The following is an 18,512-nucleotide window of genomic DNA, read 5'->3' on the forward strand; positions in this document are numbered from 1 at the left end:
CAAGCCGCCCGCCCGCAGCAAGCACGAACTCAAACGAACCGTCATCAGCCATATGCGCCGGCTGACAAAGCTGCCCGAGAGGATCCGAAGCTACTTCGGGCATCAGCCATTCCGCTATGCCGCGTAGTTCAAGTTCTCCCAAGCCAGATCAATAATGCCCCGGATCGGGCTCACGAGCCAGTCGTTCGCCAAATTCATTCTGGCGCACTAGGTCTATGCTCTCGCTACAGGAAAGAGCCCGATGACCCGCCGGATCGACCATCTCGTTGTTGCCGTCCACGACCTCGACCAGGCCGGAAGCTTCTATCAGCGGCTCGGCTTTCAGGTCGGCGCCCGTAACCGCCATCCCTGGGGCACCGAAAATCGGATCGTCCAGTTCTCCGGTTCCTTCATCGAGCTGATCACGGTGGGTGAAGGGGCGGCGATGGCCCCGCATCGGGGGAGTGCCTTCAGCTTCGGAGCTTTCATCCAGGATTACCTCAGGGACCGCGAGGGCCTCGCCATGCTGGTGCTCGACAGCCGGGATGCCAAGGCGGACGCGGCTCTGTTTTCGGAGAGCGGCATCGGATCATTCGAACCGTTCCATTTCGAGCGCAGCGGACGCCGTCCAGATGGCAGCGAGACGAAGGTCGCATTCACCTTGGCCTTTACGTCAGCCGAGAACGCTCCGAAGGCGGGTTTTTTCGTCTGTCAGCAGCATTTCCCGGAGAATTTCTGGAATCCCGAGTTCCAGCGCCACGACAACAGGGCGACGCAAATCTCATCGGTGACCCTGGCTGCGCCCGCCCCGGAGCGGCTTCGCACTTTCCTGAAAGCCTTCACGGGCGTGCAGCCGGCCAGTCCCGACGGAGACGATCTGTCTTTCCGCCTTGCGGACGGCCATATCGATGTCCTCACGCCCGACGATGCGGCCGAGATCTACGGCTCGGTGGAAGCCGAGCTCGACCAGCCGTCCTTCGTGGCCTTTGCGGTTCGGGTCGACGACATCCACCGTCAAGCGACGTGGTTGGATGCGGCTGATATCCCCTACCAGCACATCGGCAGCAGGCTCATCGTGCCGGCCAGCACATCCTTCGGGGTGGCGATCGCTTGCGAGCCAACGTAATATTAACCATACCCCTGTATCGATTGGAAAATAAATCGAATGGGGGACTCACCGTGGCTTCATCTCTGGCGGGCTTGCCCGATTTCCTGATCTTCTTCGTGCTCGCGGTCGCCCTGGTCGGCCTCTACCTTGGGGTCTACACGCTCGCCACCATGCACAACGAGTTTGCTTTGATCCGTGAGAACGTGATCTCGGCGGCTACGGCTCTGGGTTTCAGCCTCGTCGGCTTCGCCCTTCCGCTTGCCAGTGCCATCGTGCACGCCCAGACAATCGTCGATTGCCTCGTTTGGGGCTTGGTGGCCCTGGCGGTACAGATCATCGTGTACTGGCTGGTTCGGATCGTGATGCCGAACCTGTCACAGCGCATCGCCGGCGGTGAAATGGCCGCTGCCTTGTTCCTCGGTGCGGCTTCGCTCGCCGCCGGAATCATCAATGCCGCGGCGATGACGTTCTGAGAATGAACTCGAGCCCCGGCGAAACCGTCCGGGGCTTCGGATCAGACGCCCGCTTCCACCATTCGGGCGAACTGAATGGCCTCAGCGCGCAAGGCCGGCGGCACCAGCATCGGGTTCTTGTGTCGAACCGCATAGAGCATGGCGATCCGTTCGATCGCCCTGAGATAAAGATCAGGAATCTCGTTCTCGCCCCATTCGAAGGATTGATAGTCACGCAGGTTCAGTTCGATCTCGTGGGCCATTCTGCTTTGCGTAAAGCCAAGCGCCGTTCTGAGAGCCACAAGCTCGTGCATCTTGTTATCTTCGGGCATTAGATCAGAGCGCCCCCCAAGCGCATCCCAGTGCATCGCCGGTTCAACCGTGCATGCAGGTAAAATTTCTTATTTCTTCCATGCAGATAGCATACTGTTTTGTAATTACCCTAAAGTAAATCAACATTGTATCTGAGACGAATGCTCCTCCTGACCTTTGGTTAAGAGGCTTTTGGCCATCTCCAGCCCTATCCCTGTGATCCGAAGAGGTCGAAAGCAGTTCTTGGCCAACCGGCTCGGCGAACGGGTGGGATGCACAGAGCCGCTTTGCTTGCCGCTTCAGACAGGATAGAGACGGGCGCATGACCGACATCAAACAGCATCCTGCCGTCGTCGAGGCTGGCTCCGTCCGTTTCGGCAATCATCTGCCGCTCAGCATCATTGCCGGGCCCTGCGCTATGGAAAGCCGCGATCATGCGCTCGAGATGGCGGCCGCGCTCAAGGAGACTGCCGGAAAGCTGGGCCTCGGCCTCGTCTACAAGTCATCCTTCGACAAGGCGAACCGGACCTCGGTCTCCAGCGCCCGTGGCATCGGCCTGGACAAGGCCCTGTCCATTTTCGCCGAGGTGAAGGAGAAATACGGGCTGCCGGTGATCACCGACGTGCACGAGAACGATCAATGCGCCCCCGTGGGGGAGGTGGTCGACATCCTCCAGATCCCCGCCTTCCTCTGCCGCCAGACCGATCTTCTGATCGCCGCTGCCAGGACCGGGCGTGTGGTCAATGTGAAGAAGGGCCAGTTTCTGGCTCCCTGGGACATGGCCAACGTTGCTGCCAAGGTCACGGGGGCCGGCAACCCCAACGTCATGCTCACCGAGCGTGGCGCCTCCTTCGGCTACAATACGCTCGTGTCCGACATGCGCTCCCTTCCGATCATGGCCGAGACGGGCGCTCCGGTCATCTTCGACGCCACCCACTCGGTGCAGCAGCCGGGCGGCAAAGGCACGACCTCGGGCGGCCAGCGGGAATACGTGCCGGTGCTCGCACGGGCTGCCGTAGCAGTCGGCGTGGCCGGAATCTTCATCGAAACGCACCAGGATCCGGACAAGGCTCCTTCCGACGGTCCCAACATGGTTCCTTTGAAGGAGCTGGCAGGATTGCTCGCGCAGCTGAAGGCTTTCGATGCCGTGGCCAAGGGCAGGGCAGCCTAGGCTGTTTCCATGTTTTTTGAGGAGGGCAGGTCTGCATTCCTGCTCCTCGTGTTGCGATGAGGCCGTGATAAGGAGCGAATGCTCTCTTTACGGCCTCAATCGTTAGGATGCCATGTCGTCCCGCAACCTGATCCTGATCCTCGCCACCAGCGGCTTTGCGAGCACCTTCTCCGGCCGCGCGGTCGAGCCCATGGTCGGGATCATCGCCCGGGACCTGAACTCCACCCCGCAGACCATCGCGCTTCTGTCGGCGGCCTTCGCACTGCCTTATGCCTTCATCCAGCCGGTGCTGGGTCCCATCGGCGACGCGCTCGGCAAGGAGCGCGTCATGAAGGTGGCGCTGGCGCTGCTCTTCCTTGCCCTGGCCTGTTCCATCTTCGCGCCCAATGCCGAAACCCTTTTCACCCTTCGCATCGTTGCCGGCGCCGCTGCCGGTGGCGCCGTGCCGCTCTCCATCGCGCTGATCGGCGATCGGGTCGAGATGGCCCGGCGCCAGGTCGCCTTGAGCCGCTATCTGGTAGCGGTGATCATCGGACAGCTGGCCGGATCGTCCTTCGCGGGACTGCTGGCGGAGCTGATCGGCTGGCGGGGCGTGTTCACCCTCTCCACCGTCATGGTGGCCCTGGCTCTGGCGGCCACCGCCATCGGCTTCCGGGGGGCATTGCCGGGTGGCAAGTTCGACCTGCAGAGCGCGCTCCTGCGCTACCGGGATATCCTTTCCAACCCGCGTGCGCTGACGCTCTTCGGCCTCGTCTTCGTCGAGGCCATTGCGATCTTCGGCATCTTTCCCTATGTGGCACCGCTGCTCGAGGAGCGGGGCGGGGGCGGGGCGGCTGAGGCCGGCTTCGCCATCGGAGGATTTGCCGTCGGCGGCCTGATTTATTCCGTCCTTGTGACCTGGATGCTGAGGCGCCTCGGCATCGGACGCATTCTCTTGGGCGGAGGTTTTTTTGCCGGCGCAGCGCTGGTGGTTCTGGGGCTCGGCGGTGACTGGAAGCTCGATGCGATAGCCCTACTGCTCATGGGCCTTGGCTTCTACATGCTCCACAACACCTTCCAGGCCCACGTCACGGAACTGGCCCCCGGCGCGCGCGCCTCGGCGGTTGCTCTTCACGCCTTCTCGTTCTTCTGCGGCCAGGCGCTCGGCGTCGTCCTGATGGGCTTCGGCCTGCGCAATATCGGGCTGACCGGGGCGACGGGAATTGCCGCCCTGATCATCGTCGGCGTCGGCCTGACCGCATCATTCGCTCTGACGAAGCCCAATCGTCAGCGGGCGCGGTAGGGCGCGACGCCCTGATCCGGCAGCCACAGGTTCTTCGGCAACTCTCCGGTCTGCCAGAACACATCGATGGGGATGCCCCCGCGCGGGTACCAATATCCGCCGATCCGCAGGTAACGGGGCTCCAGCAGGTCGGCGAGGCGCTTGCCGATGGCGACAGTGCAATCCTCATGGAACGCGCCGTGGTTGCGGAAGCTGTGCATATAGAGCTTGAGCGACTTGGATTCGACGAGCCAGGGGCCGGGCACGTAGTCGATCACCAGAATGGCGAAATCCGGCTGGCCCGTGACCGGGCAGAGCGACGTGAATTCCGGCACGGTGAAACGGGCCAGGTAAACGGTGTCCTGATGCGGGTTCGGCACCCGATCAAGCTGCGCTGCCTCAGGCGATTGGGGCTGGGCGCTGGTGTGGCCGAGCTGAAGGGTGGTTTCCATTATGGCGCATTGACCTTGGATAGGGTTGGGAGAAAGCTCTTGCCGTCCTTGCTCACATGGTCATTTCGGTCAATAAGCCAGTTCATGACTTGAGGCCGCACCCGTCGCATGGGCGGCACCGGCCACACTTCAGCCAGCAGGAGCCTGCTCTATGACAGCGATTATCGACGTTTTCGCCCGCCAGATCCTCGATAGCCGGGGCAACCCCACGGTCGAGGTGGATGTGACCCTCGAAGACGGCTCCATGGGCCGCGCCGCCGTGCCCTCCGGCGCCTCCACGGGCGCCCACGAGGCGGTCGAACTGCGCGACGGCGACAAGTCGGTCTATCTCGGCAAGGGCGTGCTCAAGGCCGTCGATGCGGTCAACAACGAGATCCTGGACGCCATCGGCGGCATGGATGCGGAAGAGCAGGTCGCCATCGACGAGACCATGATCGAGCTCGACGGCACCCCGAACAAGGCCCGCCTCGGCGCCAACGCCATCCTCGGCGTCTCGTTGGCGGTCGCCAAGGCCGCGGCCGATGCGGCGGCCCTGCCTCTCTATCGCTACGTAGGTGGTACCCAGGCTCGCGTCCTGCCGGTTCCGATGATGAACATCATCAATGGCGGCGCGCATGCGGACAACCCGATCGACTTCCAGGAATTCATGATCCTGCCGGTCGGCGCGCCGACGCTGTACGAAGCCGTGCGCATGGGCGCCGAGGTGTTCCACACCCTGAAGAAGGCCCTGAAGGACTCCGGCCACAACACCAATGTGGGCGACGAGGGCGGCTTCGCCCCGAACCTGCCCTCCGCGGAGGCCGCCCTCGACTTCATCATGAAGTCCATCGAGCAGGCCGGCTACAAGCCGGGCCAGGACATGGTGATCGGCCTCGACTGCGCAGCCACCGAGTTCTTCAAGGACGGCGTCTACCACTACGAAGGAACCGGCCAGAAGCTGAACCCACAGCAGCAGGCCGAGTATCTGGCGAAACTGGTCTCCGCCTATCCGATCGCCACCATCGAGGACGGCATGTCGGAGGACGACTGGGAGGGCTGGAAGGCCGTGACCGACCTCATCGGTTCCAAGTGCCAGCTCGTGGGCGACGACCTCTTCGTCACCAACGTGGAGCGTCTCTCGCAGGGGATCGAGAAGGGGGTCGCCAACTCGCTGCTGGTGAAGGTGAACCAGATCGGCTCGCTCACCGAGACCCTTGCGGCCGTCGATATGGCCCATCGGGCCGGCTACACCGCCGTCATGTCTCATCGTTCGGGCGAGACGGAGGATTCCACCATCGCGGATCTCGCCGTGGCGACGAATTGCGGACAGATCAAGACCGGCTCTCTCGCCCGTTCGGACAGACTGGCCAAGTACAACCAGCTCATCCGCATCGAGGAGGAGCTTGGTCCGCAGGCGAGATATGCCGGGCGCGCGGCGCTGAAGGCGCTGACCTGATCGCGATATAGCGAACGCTTATATCCACCCTCTCGTCATGGCCGGCCCTGTGCCGGCCATCTCGATTCGGAAAGGCGCAGCGCTTCATCCCAACGAGACGACCGGTACAAGACCGGTAATGACGTGTCGATTGTTGGCCCCCAGCACCCAGTCTCTAACACCTCCTTAACCATGCCCGTGTACGACTCGACGTCATGGTGATCCGCAGACGCGCACGACGATTTCTGATTCCGCTGGTGCTCTACAGCATCTCGGCGGCTGTCGCGGCTTATTTCGTGCATCATGCCCATAGCGGTGCACGCGGCATCGAGGCTCAACAAAAGTATGAAGCCCAAGTCGCTGAACTTTCCGCCGAGTTCGAGGGTTTAAGGACCCAGCGCTCTGATTGGGAGCGTCGTATCGCGCTCCTTCGGAGCGATCAGATCGACCGCGATCTGCTCGAGGAGAGAGCGCGCGTAATGTTAGGACGTGTGCACAAGAACGACCTTGTGATCATCACGGGACAATAATTAACAATAACTTAAAAGTTCTGCTTAACTCGATTTCAGTTAACTCGATATTGTGTAAGATTATCAATCGGTTATACATTTCATTGTGCACCGCAAAACACCTTTTGACCTACTCGATTTCCGATTCCGACTGCGCTACAACTTTCGTCGAGGAAACCCTTCGGAGGACCCGATGGCAGTTGCTGCCCGCAAGGCGGGCCGTGTCGGTGCAGGCGCGGCTAACAAGACTACTTCCAGCAAAGGCTCCAATCGCGGAGCTGCCCCCAATTCCCCCCAATTCGACAAGAACCAGGATCTGTCAGCCTACAACGATATGCTCCTGATCCGGCGCTTCGAGGAGAAGTCCGGTCAGATGTACGGCATGGGCCTGATCGGCGGCTTCTGCCACCTCTACATCGGCCAGGAGGCGGTTGTCATCGGCATGCAGATGGCGACGAAAGACGGCGACCAGGTGATCACGGGTTACCGCGATCACGGTCACATGCTTGCCTGCGGCATGGATGCGAAAGGTGTCATGGCCGAATTGACCGGACGCCGCGGCGGCCTGTCGAAAGGCAAGGGCGGCTCCATGCACATGTTCTCCAAGGAGAAGCATTTCTATGGCGGCCACGGTATCGTCGGTGCGCAGGTGTCGCTCGGTACCGGCATCGCCTTCGCGAACCATTATCGCGAGAACGGCAATGTGTGCCTGACCTATTTCGGTGACGGCGCAGCCAACCAGGGCCAGGTCTACGAGAGCTTCAACATGGCGGCGCTCTGGAAGCTGCCTGTGGTCTACGTGATCGAGAACAACCGCTACGCCATGGGGACGGCCGTGACCCGCGCTTCGGCGCAGACGGATTTCTCCAAGCGCGGCCTGTCCTTCGGCATTCCCGGCGAGCAGGTGGACGGCATGGACGTCCGCGCGGTCTACGCGGCCGGTCGGCGCGCCATCGAGCATGCCCGCTCCGGCAAGGGACCGTACATCCTCGAGATGCAGACCTATCGCTATCGCGGCCACTCCATGTCCGACCCGGCGAAGTACCGCACGAAGGACGAGGTGACCCGCATGCGCGAGGAGTACGATCCGATCGAGCAGGTGCGTCGCCGTCTGCTGGAGACCTGGAAGCTGTCGGAAGACGAGCTGAAGGCCATCGACAGCAAGGTGCGCGAGATCGTCAACGAGGCGGCCGAGTTCGCCACGCATGATCCGGAGCCCGATCCATCCGAGCTCTATACGGATATCCTTCTTTAAGCGGCGCGTTGGCGTCGCTTTTCCCCGAATCTCGCCGCTGCGACAATCAAAACGAGTCTTTTAATGGCGATCGATATTCTCATGCCTGCCCTCTCGCCGACCATGGAGCAGGGCAAACTGGCCAAGTGGCTGAAAAAAGAAGGCGATCAGGTCAAGCCCGGTGACGTGCTGGCCGAGATCGAAACCGACAAGGCAACGATGGAGGTTGAGGCGATCGACGAAGGCGTCCTCGCCAAGATCCTCGTCTCCGACGGTACCGACAATGTGGCCGTGAACACCCCCATCGCAATCCTCGCCGGCGAGGGCGAGGACGTGTCCGCCGCCACTTCGTCAGCGAAGGCCCCGACCGCTCCGGCGCCGGACGCCCAACCGGCTCCGACGCCCGACATGGAGCGTGAAGGGATGACGGATCGGCCGTCGCCCGATTCGATTCCGGGCACGGATGCAAGCCCGGTGGCGGAGCCCGCTGCTCCCTCGGTCATCACGAACCGCACCGGCTACAATGCTTTTGCCGAGATCCCGGAAGGCACGGAACTGGTCAACATGACGGTTCGCGAGGCCCTTCGCGATGCCATGGCCGAAGAGATGCGCAAGGACGACAAGGTCCTGGTCATGGGCGAAGAGGTCGCCGAATACCAGGGCGCCTACAAGGTCACGCAAGGGCTGCTGCAGGAGTTCGGCGCCAAGCGCGTCATCGACACGCCGATCACCGAGCACGGCTTTGCCGGCGTCGGCGTCGGCGCGGCCTTCACGGGCCTGCGTCCTGTCGTCGAGTTCATGACCTTCAACTTCGCCATGCAGGCGATCGACCAGATCATCAACTCGGCTGCCAAGACCCTCTACATGTCAGGGGGCCAGCTCGGTGCCCCCATCGTGTTCCGCGGTCCGAACGGCGCCGCCGCCCGCGTGGGTGCGCAGCACAGCCAGGACTTCGCCGCCTGGTACTCGCAGATCCCTGGCCTCAAGGTCATTGCGCCTTATTCGGCATCCGACGCGAAGGGTCTTCTCAAGAGCGCGATCCGCGATCCGAACCCGGTCGTGTTCCTGGAGAACGAGATTCTCTATGGACAGTCGTTCCCGGTGCCGAGGCTCGACGACTTCACGGTGCCGATCGGCAAGGCGCGCATCCATCGCGAGGGCAAGGACGTCACCATCGTGTCCTTCGCGATCGGCATGACCTATGCGCTCAAGGCCGCTCAGGAACTGGAGAAGGAGGGCATCGAGGCCGAGGTCATCGACCTGCGCACGATCCGTCCGATGGATACGGACACCATCGTCGCCTCGGTCATGAAGACCGGCCGCTGCGTCACGGTGGAAGAGGGCTACCCGCAGTCGGGTGTCGGCGCCGAGATCGCAATGCGCATCATGGAGAACGCGTTCGACTATCTCGACGCGCCCGTGATCCGTGTCACTGGCAAGGACGTCCCGATGCCGTATGCGGCGAATCTCGAGAAGCTCGCGCTTCCCTCGGTGGCGGAAGTGGTGCAGGCGGCGAAGGCCGTTTGCTACAGGTGACACCATGACCGGACGGAAATTCGAAGCCCTCAACGTTCCGCCTGACGTGCTCGAAAAGGGCGGCGTCGAGATCCTGAGGGCTTCGGTGGTCGACGGCGCGGTGAGCATTGCGCTGCGCCGCGCCTTCGACGATCCGTTCACCTGGGGCGTGCTCCTGGTGGATCTCGCCCGCCACGCCGCGCGCGTCTACGCCATGGAAACGGAGTTCTCCGAGGAGGAGGCTCTCGCCGAGATCACCGCCGGCATTCAGGCCGAGCTCGATGATCCGAGCGATCCCGGCTCGACGCAGGCCATAAACTGAACCTTTCAAGTCAGGATCCATAAACGCCATGCCCATCAATATCCTGATGCCCGCCCTGTCTCCCACCATGGAAAAGGGCAACCTTGCCAAGTGGCTGAAGAAGGAAGGCGACACGGTGAAATCCGGCGATGTCATCGCCGAGATCGAGACCGACAAGGCCACCATGGAAGTGGAAGCCGTCGACGAAGGCATCCTCGCTAAGATCGTCGTGCCCGAGGGAACGGCGGACGTTCCCGTCAATGAGCTGATCGCGCTGATCGCAGGTGAGGGCGAGGATCCGAAGAGCGTCACCACTCCGTCCGCGGGCGGTGCCGCTCCGGCGCCGGCTCTGAAGGCTGAGGCAGCACCGGCTCCCGCAGCAGCCGCTGCGTCCCAGCCTCAGGCCAACGCCATTCCGGGTGACGCTTCGGCCCACATGTCCTATGCCCGCGTCGATCAGGCTCCAGCGGGTCCGGCTCAGGCGGCGAAGCCCAACGGGGCGGGGCAGGTTCAGGCCGGTGGCAACCGCGTCTTTGCCTCGCCGCTCGCCAAGCGCATCGCCCGGGAGGCCGGCATCGACATCGCCTCGGTCCAGGGATCCGGGCCTCATGGGCGCATCGTCGAGAAGGACGTTCGCGCCGCTCTCCAGGGCGGTGGCCGGAAGCCTGCCGCCGCTCCGGCCCCCGCGGCTGCTCCCGCACCGGCCGCGAAGCCTGCGGCGCCGCAGCTCGCATCGAGCATGGGCGCCGATCAGGTCAAGGCCATGTTCGAGGCCGGTTCCTACGAGGAAGTGCCCCTCGACGGCATGCGCAAGACCATCGCCAAGCGCCTGGTCGAATCGAAGCAGACTGTGCCGCACTTCTATCTGTCGCTGGATTGCGAGCTCGACGCGCTCATGGCTCTGCGCGAGCAGATCAACGCGGCTGCCGGCAAGGACAAGGACGGCAAGCCCGCCTACAAGCTCTCAGTCAACGACTTCGTCATCAAGGCGCTCGCCATCGCGCTCCAGCGCGTGCCGGCGGCTAATGCGGTCTGGGCCGAAGACCGCATCCTGAAGATGAAGCATTCAGATGTGGGCGTCGCGGTCGCCATCGAAGGCGGTCTGTTCACGCCGGTCGTGCGCAAGGCCGAGCAGAAGACGCTCACGGCAATCTCGGCAGAGGTGAAGGACATGGCGGGCCGCGCGCGAACGCGCCGCCTGAAGCCGGAAGAATACCAGGGCGGCTCCACGGCGGTGTCCAACCTCGGCATGTTCGGCATCAAGAACTTCCAGGCCGTCATCAACCCGCCCCAGGGCACGATCCTCGCGGTCGGCGCCGGCGAAAGCCGGGTGGTGGTGAAGAACGGCGCTCCCGCGGTCATCCAGGCCATGACCGTGACGCTCTCCTGCGACCACCGCGTGGTCGATGGTGCGCTCGGTGCGGAACTGCTCGCCGCCTTCAAGCAGCTCATCGAGAGCCCGATGGGGATGCTGGTGTGATCGACGTCGTGGCCGGGCTCGTCCCGGCCATTCGCTGTTGGACGACAGGGAGGCTCCATGCCGCTCATCCGCATTTCGCTTCGAAAGGGTAAGCCCTCCGCCTATCGCAAGGGGCTGGCCGACGGGGTCTATCTCGCTCTGCGTGAGACGTTCAACGTTCCTGAGGGCGATCTCTTCGTCACCATCAGCGAGCATGAGGACGACAACTTCTTCTACGGTGCGAACTATCTCGACATCGCGCGAAGCGATGATCTCGTCATCATTCAGATCACCGTCAGCAACACGCGAACCGTCGATCAGAAGAAGGCCCTGTTCAAGCGAATCGCGGAGAAACTGGGGACGGAGCCCGGCCTTCGCCCTGAGGATGTGTTCATCAACCTGATCGAAGTCGAAAAGGAAAACTGGTCCTTCGGTCACGGCATCGCGCAGTATGCGCAAGGGAATTGACACCATGGCAAACCAGTACGACATCATCGTCATCGGAGGCGGACCGGGGGGCTATGTGGCGGCGATCCGCGCGGCGCAGCTCGGGTTCAAGACCGCGGTCGTGGAGCGCGAGCATCTCGGCGGCATCTGCCTCAACTGGGGCTGCATCCCGACCAAGGCGCTGCTGCGTTCGGCAGAGATCTACCACTACATGGAGCACGCCAAGGATTACGGCCTCTCGGCGCAGGGCATCGGCTTCGATGCAGCGGCGATCGTCAATCGCTCGCGCGGTGTCTCGGGGCGCCTGAACGGCGGCGTCGGCATGCTACTGAAGAAGAACAAGGTCGACGTGATCTGGGGCGAGGCTTCGATCACGAAGCCCGGCGAGGTCGTGGTATCGGCGCCGAAGAAGCCCGCCATGCAGCCGCAGAACCCGGTGCCGAAGGGCGTGCTGGAGCCCGGCACTTACTCTGCCAAGAACATCATCGTCGCAACCGGCGCCCGTCCCCGCGCGCTGCCCGGCATCGAGCCGGACGGCAAGCTGATATGGACCTACTTCGAGGCCATGGTGCCGCCCACCATGCCGAAGTCGCTCATCGTCATGGGGTCCGGCGCCATCGGCATCGAGTTCGCCTCGTTCTACCGCACCATGGGTGTGGACGTGACGGTGGTCGAGGTCATGCCGCAGATCCTGCCCGTCGAGGATGCGGAGATCGCCGCGCTTGCCCGCAAGCGCTTCGAGAAGCAGGGCATGAAGATCTTTTCGGGCGCCAAGGTCACGAAGGTCGAGAAGGGCGCGAATTCCGTCACCGCCACCGTCGATGAGGGCAAGGGCGGTACGCAGACGATCACCGCCGAGCGGATGATCTCGGCGGTCGGCGTCGTCGGCAACATCGAGAATCTGGGTCTCGAGAAGCTCGGAGTGAAGATTGAGCGCGGCGTCGTCGTCACGGACGGTCTCGGCCGCACCAACGTTCCCGGCATCTATGCCATCGGCGACGTCGCCGGCCCGCCCATGCTGGCGCACAAGGCGGAGCACGAAGGCGTGATCTGCGTCGAGACGATCAAGGGCCTGCACGCGCATGCCATGGACAAGGCCAAGATCCCGGGCTGCACCTATTGCAATCCGCAGATCGCCTCGGTGGGTCTCACCGAGGCCAAGGCCAAGGAGCAGGGCTACGACGTCCGCGTCGGCCGCTTCCCCTTCATCGGCAACGGCAAGGCGATTGCACTCGGCGAACCGGACGGGCTCGTGAAGACGATCTTCGATAAGAAGACCGGCCAGCTTCTCGGTGCGCACATGGTCGGCGCGGAAGTGACCGAGCTGATCCAAGGCTTCGTGATCGCCATGAACCTGGAGACCACGGAAGAGGACCTGATTCACGCCGTTTTCCCGCACCCGACGCTATCCGAGACCATGCACGAGAGCGTCCTGGATGCGTACGACCGCGTCATTCATATCTGAACGGGCAGGTCGCGCCGTGCCTCGAAAGACATAGGGCCGGGCTCGTCCCGGCCCTATTCTTTTTCATGCGCGCCGACGAAACCTATCTCGGCGCGAGAGACAATGGGGCCTTGGCATCGGAGGGTCCGGCGAAGCGCTTGGCGCCCACGACGCATCCGACAATGGCGAGAGTTGCAACGATCATCCCCCACTCCACGGCCTCATGCAGAAGAAGGGCGGACCAGAACAGGCCGAAGAAGGGCTGCAGCAGCTGCAACTGTCCGACCCCGGCGATGCCGCCGAGGGCGAGGCCCCGATACCAGAACACGAAACCGATCAGCATGGAGAACAGGGACACGTAGGCGAGACCCAGCCAGGCAGGCAGGGCGATCCCGCTCAATGACGCCGGCCACGTGAGAAGCGTCAGAGGCGCCGTCACAGGCAGGGAGAACACGAGAGCCCAGGAGATCACCTGCCAGCCGCCGAGCCGTCGCGAGAGCTTTGCGCCTTCCGCATAGCCGAGACCGCACAGCAGGATCGCCCCCAGCATGAGGAGATCCCCGATCGGCGATGCCGAAAAGCCCTGAAGCAGCGAGAAGCCTGCCACGAGGCACCCTCCCAGGATGGAGAAGATCCAGAAGGCGGGCTGCGGCCGCTCACCGCCACGCATCACGCCGAAGATCGCAGTCGTGAGAGGCAGGAGGCCGATCAGGACGATCGAATGGGCGGATGTGATGTGGCGAAGTGCCAAGGCGGTCAGGAGCGGAAACCCGATGACGACGCCCAGGGAGACGATTCCGAGGGACGGGAGGTGGCTGCGGTCGGGGCGCTTCTGGCGAAGGATCAGGAGCAGGGCCGCTCCCAGAATTGCTGCGATGCAGGCCCGCGCCACGGTCAGGAACACCGGATCGAAATCGGCCACGGCAACTCGCGTGGCCGGCAGAGATCCGCTGAAGATCAGGACCCCCACGAAGCCGCTGATCCACCCTTCCTTATTCCGATCCATATCCGGGCCCCCTCGATGGAACCGTTCTGGACCGGACGGCGTGGCTTTTCCAGGTACGGTACGATACAGTTCGCTCGAACTGTAATGGAGAGAGGTACGGTACAGTGGATGACCTCGGATCGCATCGCTCGAGTGGAACGCTGGTGGAGCATGTCATGGAGATGATCCGCGGGCAGATCACCAACCGGTCGCTGACACCGGGCGCGAAGCTCCCTTCGATCCGCTCCGTTGCCGCGAATATGCGAGTGTCCAAATCCACTGTCGTCGAGGCGTATGACAGGCTGGCGGCGGAGGGTGTCATTCGGTCCCGACCGGGTTCCGGCTTCTACAGCGCGGCGCCCCTGGCGCCGCTGTCACTTGCAGAGCTCACGCCGCGTCTCGACCGCGCCATCGATCCCTTCTGGGTCTCACGGCAGTCCCTGGAGGCCGGGCAGGGGATGCAGAAGCCCGGTTGCGGCTGGCTCCCGAGCGAATGGATGCCCGAGGACGACATCCGCCGCGCTCTTCGCCATCTTGCGCGAACCACGGAACAGCCAAAGCTCACCGATTACGGAACGCCGCTCGGGCTCGCGCCGCTGCGTCAATTCCTCTCGCGGCGCATGGCAGAGCAGGGATTCCATGCCGGTCCCGAACAGATCCTGCTGACGGAATCGGGCACGCAGGCGATCGACCTCGTGTGTCGGCTCCTGCTTCAGCCCGGCGATACCGTGCTGGTCGACGATCCCTGCTACTTCAACTTCCTGGCCCTGCTGCGCGCGCATCAGGCGACGATCGTCGGCGTCCCCCATACCCGAGCCGGGCCCGACCTCGAGCTTTTCGCTCAGGCGCTTACTGAGCACCGGCCGCGGCTCTACATCACGAATTCCGGACTGCACAATCCGACCGGCGCTTCGATGCCGGGGGCGACGGCGCACAAGATCCTGAAGCTTGCTGAGGCGCATGGCATGATCGTCGTCGAGGACGATATCTTTGCCGATTTCGAGACGGAACCAGCCCCTCGCCTGGCGGCTCTCGACGGTCTTGAGCATGTGGTGCGCATCGGGAGCTTCTCCAAAACCCTATCGGCCTCGTTCCGTTGCGGCTATATCGCGGCAAGGCCGGACTGGATCGACAAGCTGACGGACCTGAGAATCGCCACGGGCTTTGCGAGCAGTCCGCTGTCACAGGACCTCGTTCTCAACGTTCTCGGCAGCAGCACTTATCGCAAGTACCTGGAAACGCTGCGCGTCCGTCTCGCCAAGGCAAGGGCGGATACCATCCCGCGCCTGCGGGCGCTCGGCGTCGAGCCTTGGCTGGAGCCGAATGCCGGAATGCTCCTCTGGTGTCGCCTGCCGGATCACCGGGACGCCGCCGAGGTGGCTCGCCGCGCGCTCCAGGACAATGTGGTGCTCGCACCCGGCAACGTCTTCAGTCCCTCGCAGACGGCCTCTGACTACATGCGGTTCAACGTGGCCCAGTGCACGGATGGACGCGTGTTCAAGGTCCTCGAATGGGCGATGGCGAAGGTGGCCTGACCGCCCTTCGGCGAACACCGACAAGAGGAGAGCATCGTCGTTCCGAGAGGCTCATCGGGTATTGCCCGGAACATTGACGGAGGACGTATCTTTTTCACGCCAGCGGACGTGGAGGACGATATGAAGCGCCTTTCCCTAAGCCTTGCCTGTATCCTGATCTCGACCTTGGCTTATGCCCAGACGAATTCCGTTCCACCGGCAACGCCGTCACCATCGGCCTCGGGCACCGAAGGCGACAGCTGGCTTTTCCTGCTCGTGATCCCCTTCATCGTGGTGGCCGCCGCAGTCTACTTTTATATCAAACGAAACCGTCCCACATCGCGGTTCTGATCACGGCACCGGTCGGGCGCGGCCTTCGTCTCCGGCACATTGACGCACGTCCCCCATCCGAAGCAGACTCGCTGCGTTGCAGAACAGGAGAGAACGTCATGGCGGCCAGGGATGGCGGGCACGAGGGGGAGTGCCGGTGTGGGCAGGTTCGGTTTCGCGTCAGCGGCGCGCCCATCATCACCATGGCTTGTCATTGTACGGGCTGCCAAAGGATGACAGCGAGCGCCTTTTCGTTGAGCGTTCTGTATCCGAGCCGGAACTTTCAGGTGTTGCAGGGCGAACCCGCCATTGGCGGCCTCCATGGGGCAACGCGCCATTTCTTCTGTCCGCATTGCATGAGTTGGCTCTTCACCCGGCCTGAAGGCATGGACGAGTTCGTCAACGTCCGCACCACGATGATGGAGGATGCAGGCCTGTTTCCGCCCTATGTCGAAATGTACGCGGGAGAGAAGCTGCCCTGGGCCATGACGCCGGCCGTTCATAGCTTCGAAACGGATCCTTCGGACGAGCGGTTCATGGAACTGGTGGCGGAGTTTGCGGAGAGATCGGCCTAAGATGGCGGCCGCACGCAATGCCGGCTTAGAAACTTCAATTCCTAATTGCTTGGCGGACGGATGTCGATGTAGACACGCGGAACGGCGATCTAGAGCTGTTTCTACGAACGTGGAAGCATCCCATCTCTTTGTTGTGCCGCACTTTTTTGAGGTTGAACCGGATCCACTTCGCCGAAAAATGCGCTAAGGACCGGCCGCCTTCCTGCCCGACCCGGCGACCAGTCCGAAGGCCGCTAGTCCGAGCAGCGCGCAGACGGCCATGATGGCGATGAGCGGCCACACCGTGGTGGTCAGCGCAGCGCCGACGAGCGGCGCCACGAGGGCTCCAAAGCCGATCTGCAAGCTCCCGGACAGCCCGGCGGCGGCGCCTGCGGCGTTAGGTTTCACGCTGACGGCACCCGCTATCCCGTTCGGCAGGACCAATCCGTTCGCCACTCCGATCAGAAACATCGGCGCAAACAGAGCCAGGGGATGTTCGAGCCCGGCGGCAAATGCCGCCGCCATCGAGCCGACGCCCAGCAGGCCGATGGTCATGCCGGTCAGGAACATGCGGTTCTGTCCGATGGTGACGGCGAAGCGCGCCGTGACGAAGTTGCCGAGGATGTAGCCGCTTGGCACGAGAGCGAAATAGAATCCGTATTCCGCAGGACTCCGTCCCATGATCTCGATCACCACATACGGTGCGCCGGCCACGAAGGAGAAGAACATCGCTGAGACGAAGCTCGTGGCGAGCGAATAGCCCCAGAACAGGCGGGACCGGAAAAGCGCCAGGTAGTTCGGCAGAAGGCGATCTCCATCGCCTACCGAACCGCGATTACGGTTCGTTTCGGAGAGTTGCAGCGACGCGAAGAGCAGGGCAAGGCTGCCGAACAGCACCAGAAAGGCAAAGGAGGCGCGCCAGCCGTAGAAAGTATCGAGCACACCGCCGATTGTCGGCGCGACCATGGGCGCCACGGCCATGCCCATCGTCACATACCCGATCATGCTGGCAACCTGATCGCGCCTGTAAAGATCGCGCACGATGGCTCGGCTCAAAGTGATGCCGGCACATCCGCCTATAGCCTGCACGACGCGACCGAAGATCAGGACGCCAGCATTCTGCGCCGTGAGACAGATCAGCGATCCGAAGACGAAGACGCTGAGACCGATCAGCAATATTGGCCGCCGTCCGAACCGATCGGACAGCGGCCCGATGATGAGCTGGCCGATCGCCATGGCCGCGAGATAGAGGGACAGGGTCAGCTGGATGGTGGTGAAGTCGACCCCGAGCGCCCGCGCCATGCCGGGCATCGAAGGCAGGTACATGTTGATGCCGAGCGGGCTCACGGCCGAAACGGCGATGAGCAGCGCGATAAAGGACGGCTTGGCGATCGGTTGCGCAGAGGTTGCGGTCGTGCTGGTCATGATGTCCGGAATACCTGGGTACGGTAACCGACGGTTGGAGAAGGCGACCGTCTCGAGATTCATCCCTGCCGCAGAACCTAGACGGAATGACGCGTAATGCTAGGCGCCGAGATGCTTGAAAGGTGCAAGGCCGCTATGCCTGCAGGCAGAGGCGGGCGACCGCTCTCAGCAATTTGATCGAGGCCGACCAAGCTCCAAACCTCCGTTCGGTCCGCGGCTGCAGCACGGGAAAGGTATCGGCTCATACGCCCTGCGTGCTGGACTCCCTTCTCATGCGAGGGTTTTCGCCCACTCCGGCCGGGCATGCCACTGTCCTTGATCATACTGGCCTTCGTCCCTCACCGGCCATCGTCCGGCACCCGCCTTCGTCACACCCTCCCCCGTCATGGCCGGGCTTGACCCGGCCATCCCGATGCTGTGAGGCGCGGCGCTCCGAACCATCGGGATCACCGGCACAAGTCCGGTGATGACGTGGAGGAGGTGATGACGTGGAGGGGGTGATGACGTGGAGGGGGTGATCAGGCGAGATGTTATGTTCTCACTTTGTTCTTAACACAGTGTATCACCTGGGCTAGACCGGTGCTCATCCCGGCCCGACGGGGGGCGCGCTCGCGAGGCGTCGCAGGCGTGGGGCGGGGAGCGGTCC

The 18,512-nt window shown here is 63.0% G+C and carries 19 protein-coding genes; 15 read left to right on the plus strand and 4 right to left on the minus strand.

Annotated features, from left to right (window positions below):
- Positions 1-241 precede the first annotated feature (241 nt).
- Positions 242-1,105, plus strand: a complete 864-nt coding sequence (locus tag KHP60_RS23530; protein WP_213566713.1) for a VOC family protein — start codon at positions 242-244, stop codon at positions 1,103-1,105.
- A 53-nt stretch (positions 1,106-1,158) separates the two neighbouring features.
- Positions 1,159-1,560 (plus strand): DUF350 domain-containing protein, encoded by a 402-nt coding sequence (locus KHP60_RS23535; protein WP_213566714.1) that lies wholly within the window; start codon positions 1,159-1,161, stop codon positions 1,558-1,560.
- A gap of 41 nt (positions 1,561-1,601) precedes the next feature.
- On the opposite strand, the gene KHP60_RS23540 is transcribed toward KHP60_RS23535, so the two are convergent.
- Entirely contained in the window at positions 1,602-1,907 is a 306-nt protein-coding gene (locus KHP60_RS23540; protein WP_249689084.1) for a transcriptional regulator, read from the minus strand.
- A 266-nt stretch (positions 1,908-2,173) separates the two neighbouring features.
- Here KHP60_RS23540 and kdsA point away from each other — a divergent pair, with 266 nt between their 5' ends.
- Together kdsA and KHP60_RS23550 are read left to right on the plus strand one after the other, a co-directional pair.
- Positions 2,174-3,022 (plus strand): 3-deoxy-8-phosphooctulonate synthase, encoded by an 849-nt coding sequence (gene kdsA, locus KHP60_RS23545; protein WP_213566715.1) that lies wholly within the window; start codon positions 2,174-2,176, stop codon positions 3,020-3,022.
- 112 nt (positions 3,023-3,134) lie between these two features.
- Complete coding sequence (locus KHP60_RS23550; RefSeq protein ID WP_213566716.1) at positions 3,135-4,304, plus strand: MFS transporter; 1,170 nt, start codon at positions 3,135-3,137, stop codon at positions 4,302-4,304.
- On the opposite strand, the gene queF is transcribed toward KHP60_RS23550, so the two are convergent.
- Positions 4,289-4,735, minus strand: coding sequence for a preQ(1) synthase (gene queF / locus KHP60_RS23555; RefSeq protein ID WP_213566717.1), 447 nt, complete (start codon positions 4,733-4,735; stop codon positions 4,289-4,291). The genes KHP60_RS23550 and queF overlap by 16 nt on opposite strands.
- A gap of 151 nt (positions 4,736-4,886) precedes the next feature.
- Here queF and eno point away from each other — a divergent pair, with 151 nt between their 5' ends.
- From eno to lpdA, 8 genes are all read left to right on the plus strand, one after another.
- The gene (gene eno, locus KHP60_RS23560; RefSeq protein ID WP_213566718.1) at positions 4,887-6,170 is read left to right on the plus strand and encodes a phosphopyruvate hydratase; all 1,284 of its coding nucleotides are present in this window, start codon (positions 4,887-4,889) and stop codon (positions 6,168-6,170) included.
- 194 nt (positions 6,171-6,364) lie between these two features.
- Positions 6,365-6,679, plus strand: a complete 315-nt coding sequence (locus KHP60_RS23565) for a septum formation initiator family protein (protein WP_213566719.1) — start codon at positions 6,365-6,367, stop codon at positions 6,677-6,679.
- 172 nt (positions 6,680-6,851) lie between these two features.
- Entirely contained in the window at positions 6,852-7,913 is a 1,062-nt protein-coding gene (pdhA, locus tag KHP60_RS23570; RefSeq protein ID WP_213566720.1) for a pyruvate dehydrogenase (acetyl-transferring) E1 component subunit alpha, read from the plus strand.
- Positions 7,914-7,976: 63 nt separating this feature from the next.
- Positions 7,977-9,428, plus strand: coding sequence for a pyruvate dehydrogenase complex E1 component subunit beta (locus tag KHP60_RS23575; RefSeq protein WP_213566721.1), 1,452 nt, complete (start codon positions 7,977-7,979; stop codon positions 9,426-9,428).
- Between the two features lie 4 nt (positions 9,429-9,432).
- The gene (locus KHP60_RS23580; protein ID WP_204240384.1) at positions 9,433-9,729 is read left to right on the plus strand and encodes a DUF5076 domain-containing protein; all 297 of its coding nucleotides are present in this window, start codon (positions 9,433-9,435) and stop codon (positions 9,727-9,729) included.
- A 28-nt stretch (positions 9,730-9,757) separates the two neighbouring features.
- A complete protein-coding gene (locus tag KHP60_RS23585; RefSeq protein WP_213566722.1) occupies positions 9,758-11,188 on the plus strand; it encodes a pyruvate dehydrogenase complex dihydrolipoamide acetyltransferase in 1,431 nt (476 codons plus the stop codon).
- Positions 11,189-11,245: 57 nt separating this feature from the next.
- Positions 11,246-11,635 (plus strand): tautomerase family protein, encoded by a 390-nt coding sequence (locus KHP60_RS23590; protein ID WP_213566723.1) that lies wholly within the window; start codon positions 11,246-11,248, stop codon positions 11,633-11,635.
- Positions 11,636-11,639: 4 nt separating this feature from the next.
- Positions 11,640-13,079 (plus strand): dihydrolipoyl dehydrogenase, encoded by a 1,440-nt coding sequence (gene lpdA, locus KHP60_RS23595; protein WP_213566730.1) that lies wholly within the window; start codon positions 11,640-11,642, stop codon positions 13,077-13,079.
- Positions 13,080-13,161: 82 nt separating this feature from the next.
- On the opposite strand, the gene KHP60_RS23600 is transcribed toward lpdA, so the two are convergent.
- A complete protein-coding gene (locus KHP60_RS23600) occupies positions 13,162-14,064 on the minus strand; it encodes a DMT family transporter (protein ID WP_213566724.1) in 903 nt (300 codons plus the stop codon).
- Between the two features lie 155 nt (positions 14,065-14,219).
- Here KHP60_RS23600 and KHP60_RS23605 point away from each other — a divergent pair, with 155 nt between their 5' ends.
- The 3 genes from KHP60_RS23605 to KHP60_RS23615 all read left to right on the plus strand — a co-directional run bounded on the left by KHP60_RS23605 (position 14,220) and on the right by KHP60_RS23615 (position 16,462).
- Complete coding sequence (locus KHP60_RS23605) at positions 14,220-15,578, plus strand: PLP-dependent aminotransferase family protein (RefSeq protein ID WP_213566725.1); 1,359 nt, start codon at positions 14,220-14,222, stop codon at positions 15,576-15,578.
- 120 nt (positions 15,579-15,698) lie between these two features.
- Positions 15,699-15,908, plus strand: coding sequence for a hypothetical protein (locus KHP60_RS23610; protein ID WP_213566726.1), 210 nt, complete (start codon positions 15,699-15,701; stop codon positions 15,906-15,908).
- 98 nt (positions 15,909-16,006) lie between these two features.
- Positions 16,007-16,462 (plus strand): GFA family protein, encoded by a 456-nt coding sequence (locus tag KHP60_RS23615; protein ID WP_213566727.1) that lies wholly within the window; start codon positions 16,007-16,009, stop codon positions 16,460-16,462.
- A 183-nt stretch (positions 16,463-16,645) separates the two neighbouring features.
- Here KHP60_RS23615 and KHP60_RS23620 read toward each other — a convergent pair whose 3' ends face one another.
- On the minus strand, positions 16,646-17,866 hold the full coding sequence (locus KHP60_RS23620) for a multidrug effflux MFS transporter (RefSeq protein WP_213566728.1): 1,221 nt from the start codon (positions 17,864-17,866) through the stop codon (positions 16,646-16,648).
- Positions 17,867-18,512 lie beyond the last annotated feature (646 nt).

This window comes from Microvirga sp. 3-52, from assembly GCF_018383585.1.
Classification (GTDB): domain Bacteria; phylum Pseudomonadota; class Alphaproteobacteria; order Rhizobiales; family Beijerinckiaceae; genus Microvirga.

Coding starts and splice junctions, on each gene's coding strand:
- KHP60_RS23530 (WP_213566713.1), top strand. CDS start 242: ATGACCCGCCGGATCGACCATCTCGTTGTTGCCGTCCACGACCTCGAC.
- KHP60_RS23540 (WP_249689084.1), bottom strand. CDS start 1,907: ATGCACTGGGATGCGCTTGGGGGGCGCTCTGATCTAATGCCCGAAGAT.
- kdsA (WP_213566715.1), top strand. CDS start 2,174: ATGACCGACATCAAACAGCATCCTGCCGTCGTCGAGGCTGGCTCCGTC.
- KHP60_RS23550 (WP_213566716.1), top strand. CDS start 3,135: ATGTCGTCCCGCAACCTGATCCTGATCCTCGCCACCAGCGGCTTTGCG.
- queF (WP_213566717.1), bottom strand. CDS start 4,735: ATGGAAACCACCCTTCAGCTCGGCCACACCAGCGCCCAGCCCCAATCG.
- eno (WP_213566718.1), top strand. CDS start 4,887: ATGACAGCGATTATCGACGTTTTCGCCCGCCAGATCCTCGATAGCCGG.
- KHP60_RS23565 (WP_213566719.1), top strand. CDS start 6,365: ATGGTGATCCGCAGACGCGCACGACGATTTCTGATTCCGCTGGTGCTC.
- pdhA (WP_213566720.1), top strand. CDS start 6,852: ATGGCAGTTGCTGCCCGCAAGGCGGGCCGTGTCGGTGCAGGCGCGGCT.
- KHP60_RS23575 (WP_213566721.1), top strand. CDS start 7,977: ATGGCGATCGATATTCTCATGCCTGCCCTCTCGCCGACCATGGAGCAG.
- KHP60_RS23580 (WP_204240384.1), top strand. CDS start 9,433: ATGACCGGACGGAAATTCGAAGCCCTCAACGTTCCGCCTGACGTGCTC.
- KHP60_RS23585 (WP_213566722.1), top strand. CDS start 9,758: ATGCCCATCAATATCCTGATGCCCGCCCTGTCTCCCACCATGGAAAAG.
- KHP60_RS23590 (WP_213566723.1), top strand. CDS start 11,246: ATGCCGCTCATCCGCATTTCGCTTCGAAAGGGTAAGCCCTCCGCCTAT.
- lpdA (WP_213566730.1), top strand. CDS start 11,640: ATGGCAAACCAGTACGACATCATCGTCATCGGAGGCGGACCGGGGGGC.
- KHP60_RS23600 (WP_213566724.1), bottom strand. CDS start 14,064: ATGGATCGGAATAAGGAAGGGTGGATCAGCGGCTTCGTGGGGGTCCTG.
- KHP60_RS23605 (WP_213566725.1), top strand. CDS start 14,220: ATGGAGATGATCCGCGGGCAGATCACCAACCGGTCGCTGACACCGGGC.
- KHP60_RS23610 (WP_213566726.1), top strand. CDS start 15,699: ATGAAGCGCCTTTCCCTAAGCCTTGCCTGTATCCTGATCTCGACCTTG.
- KHP60_RS23615 (WP_213566727.1), top strand. CDS start 16,007: ATGGCGGCCAGGGATGGCGGGCACGAGGGGGAGTGCCGGTGTGGGCAG.
- KHP60_RS23620 (WP_213566728.1), bottom strand. CDS start 17,866: ATGACCAGCACGACCGCAACCTCTGCGCAACCGATCGCCAAGCCGTCC.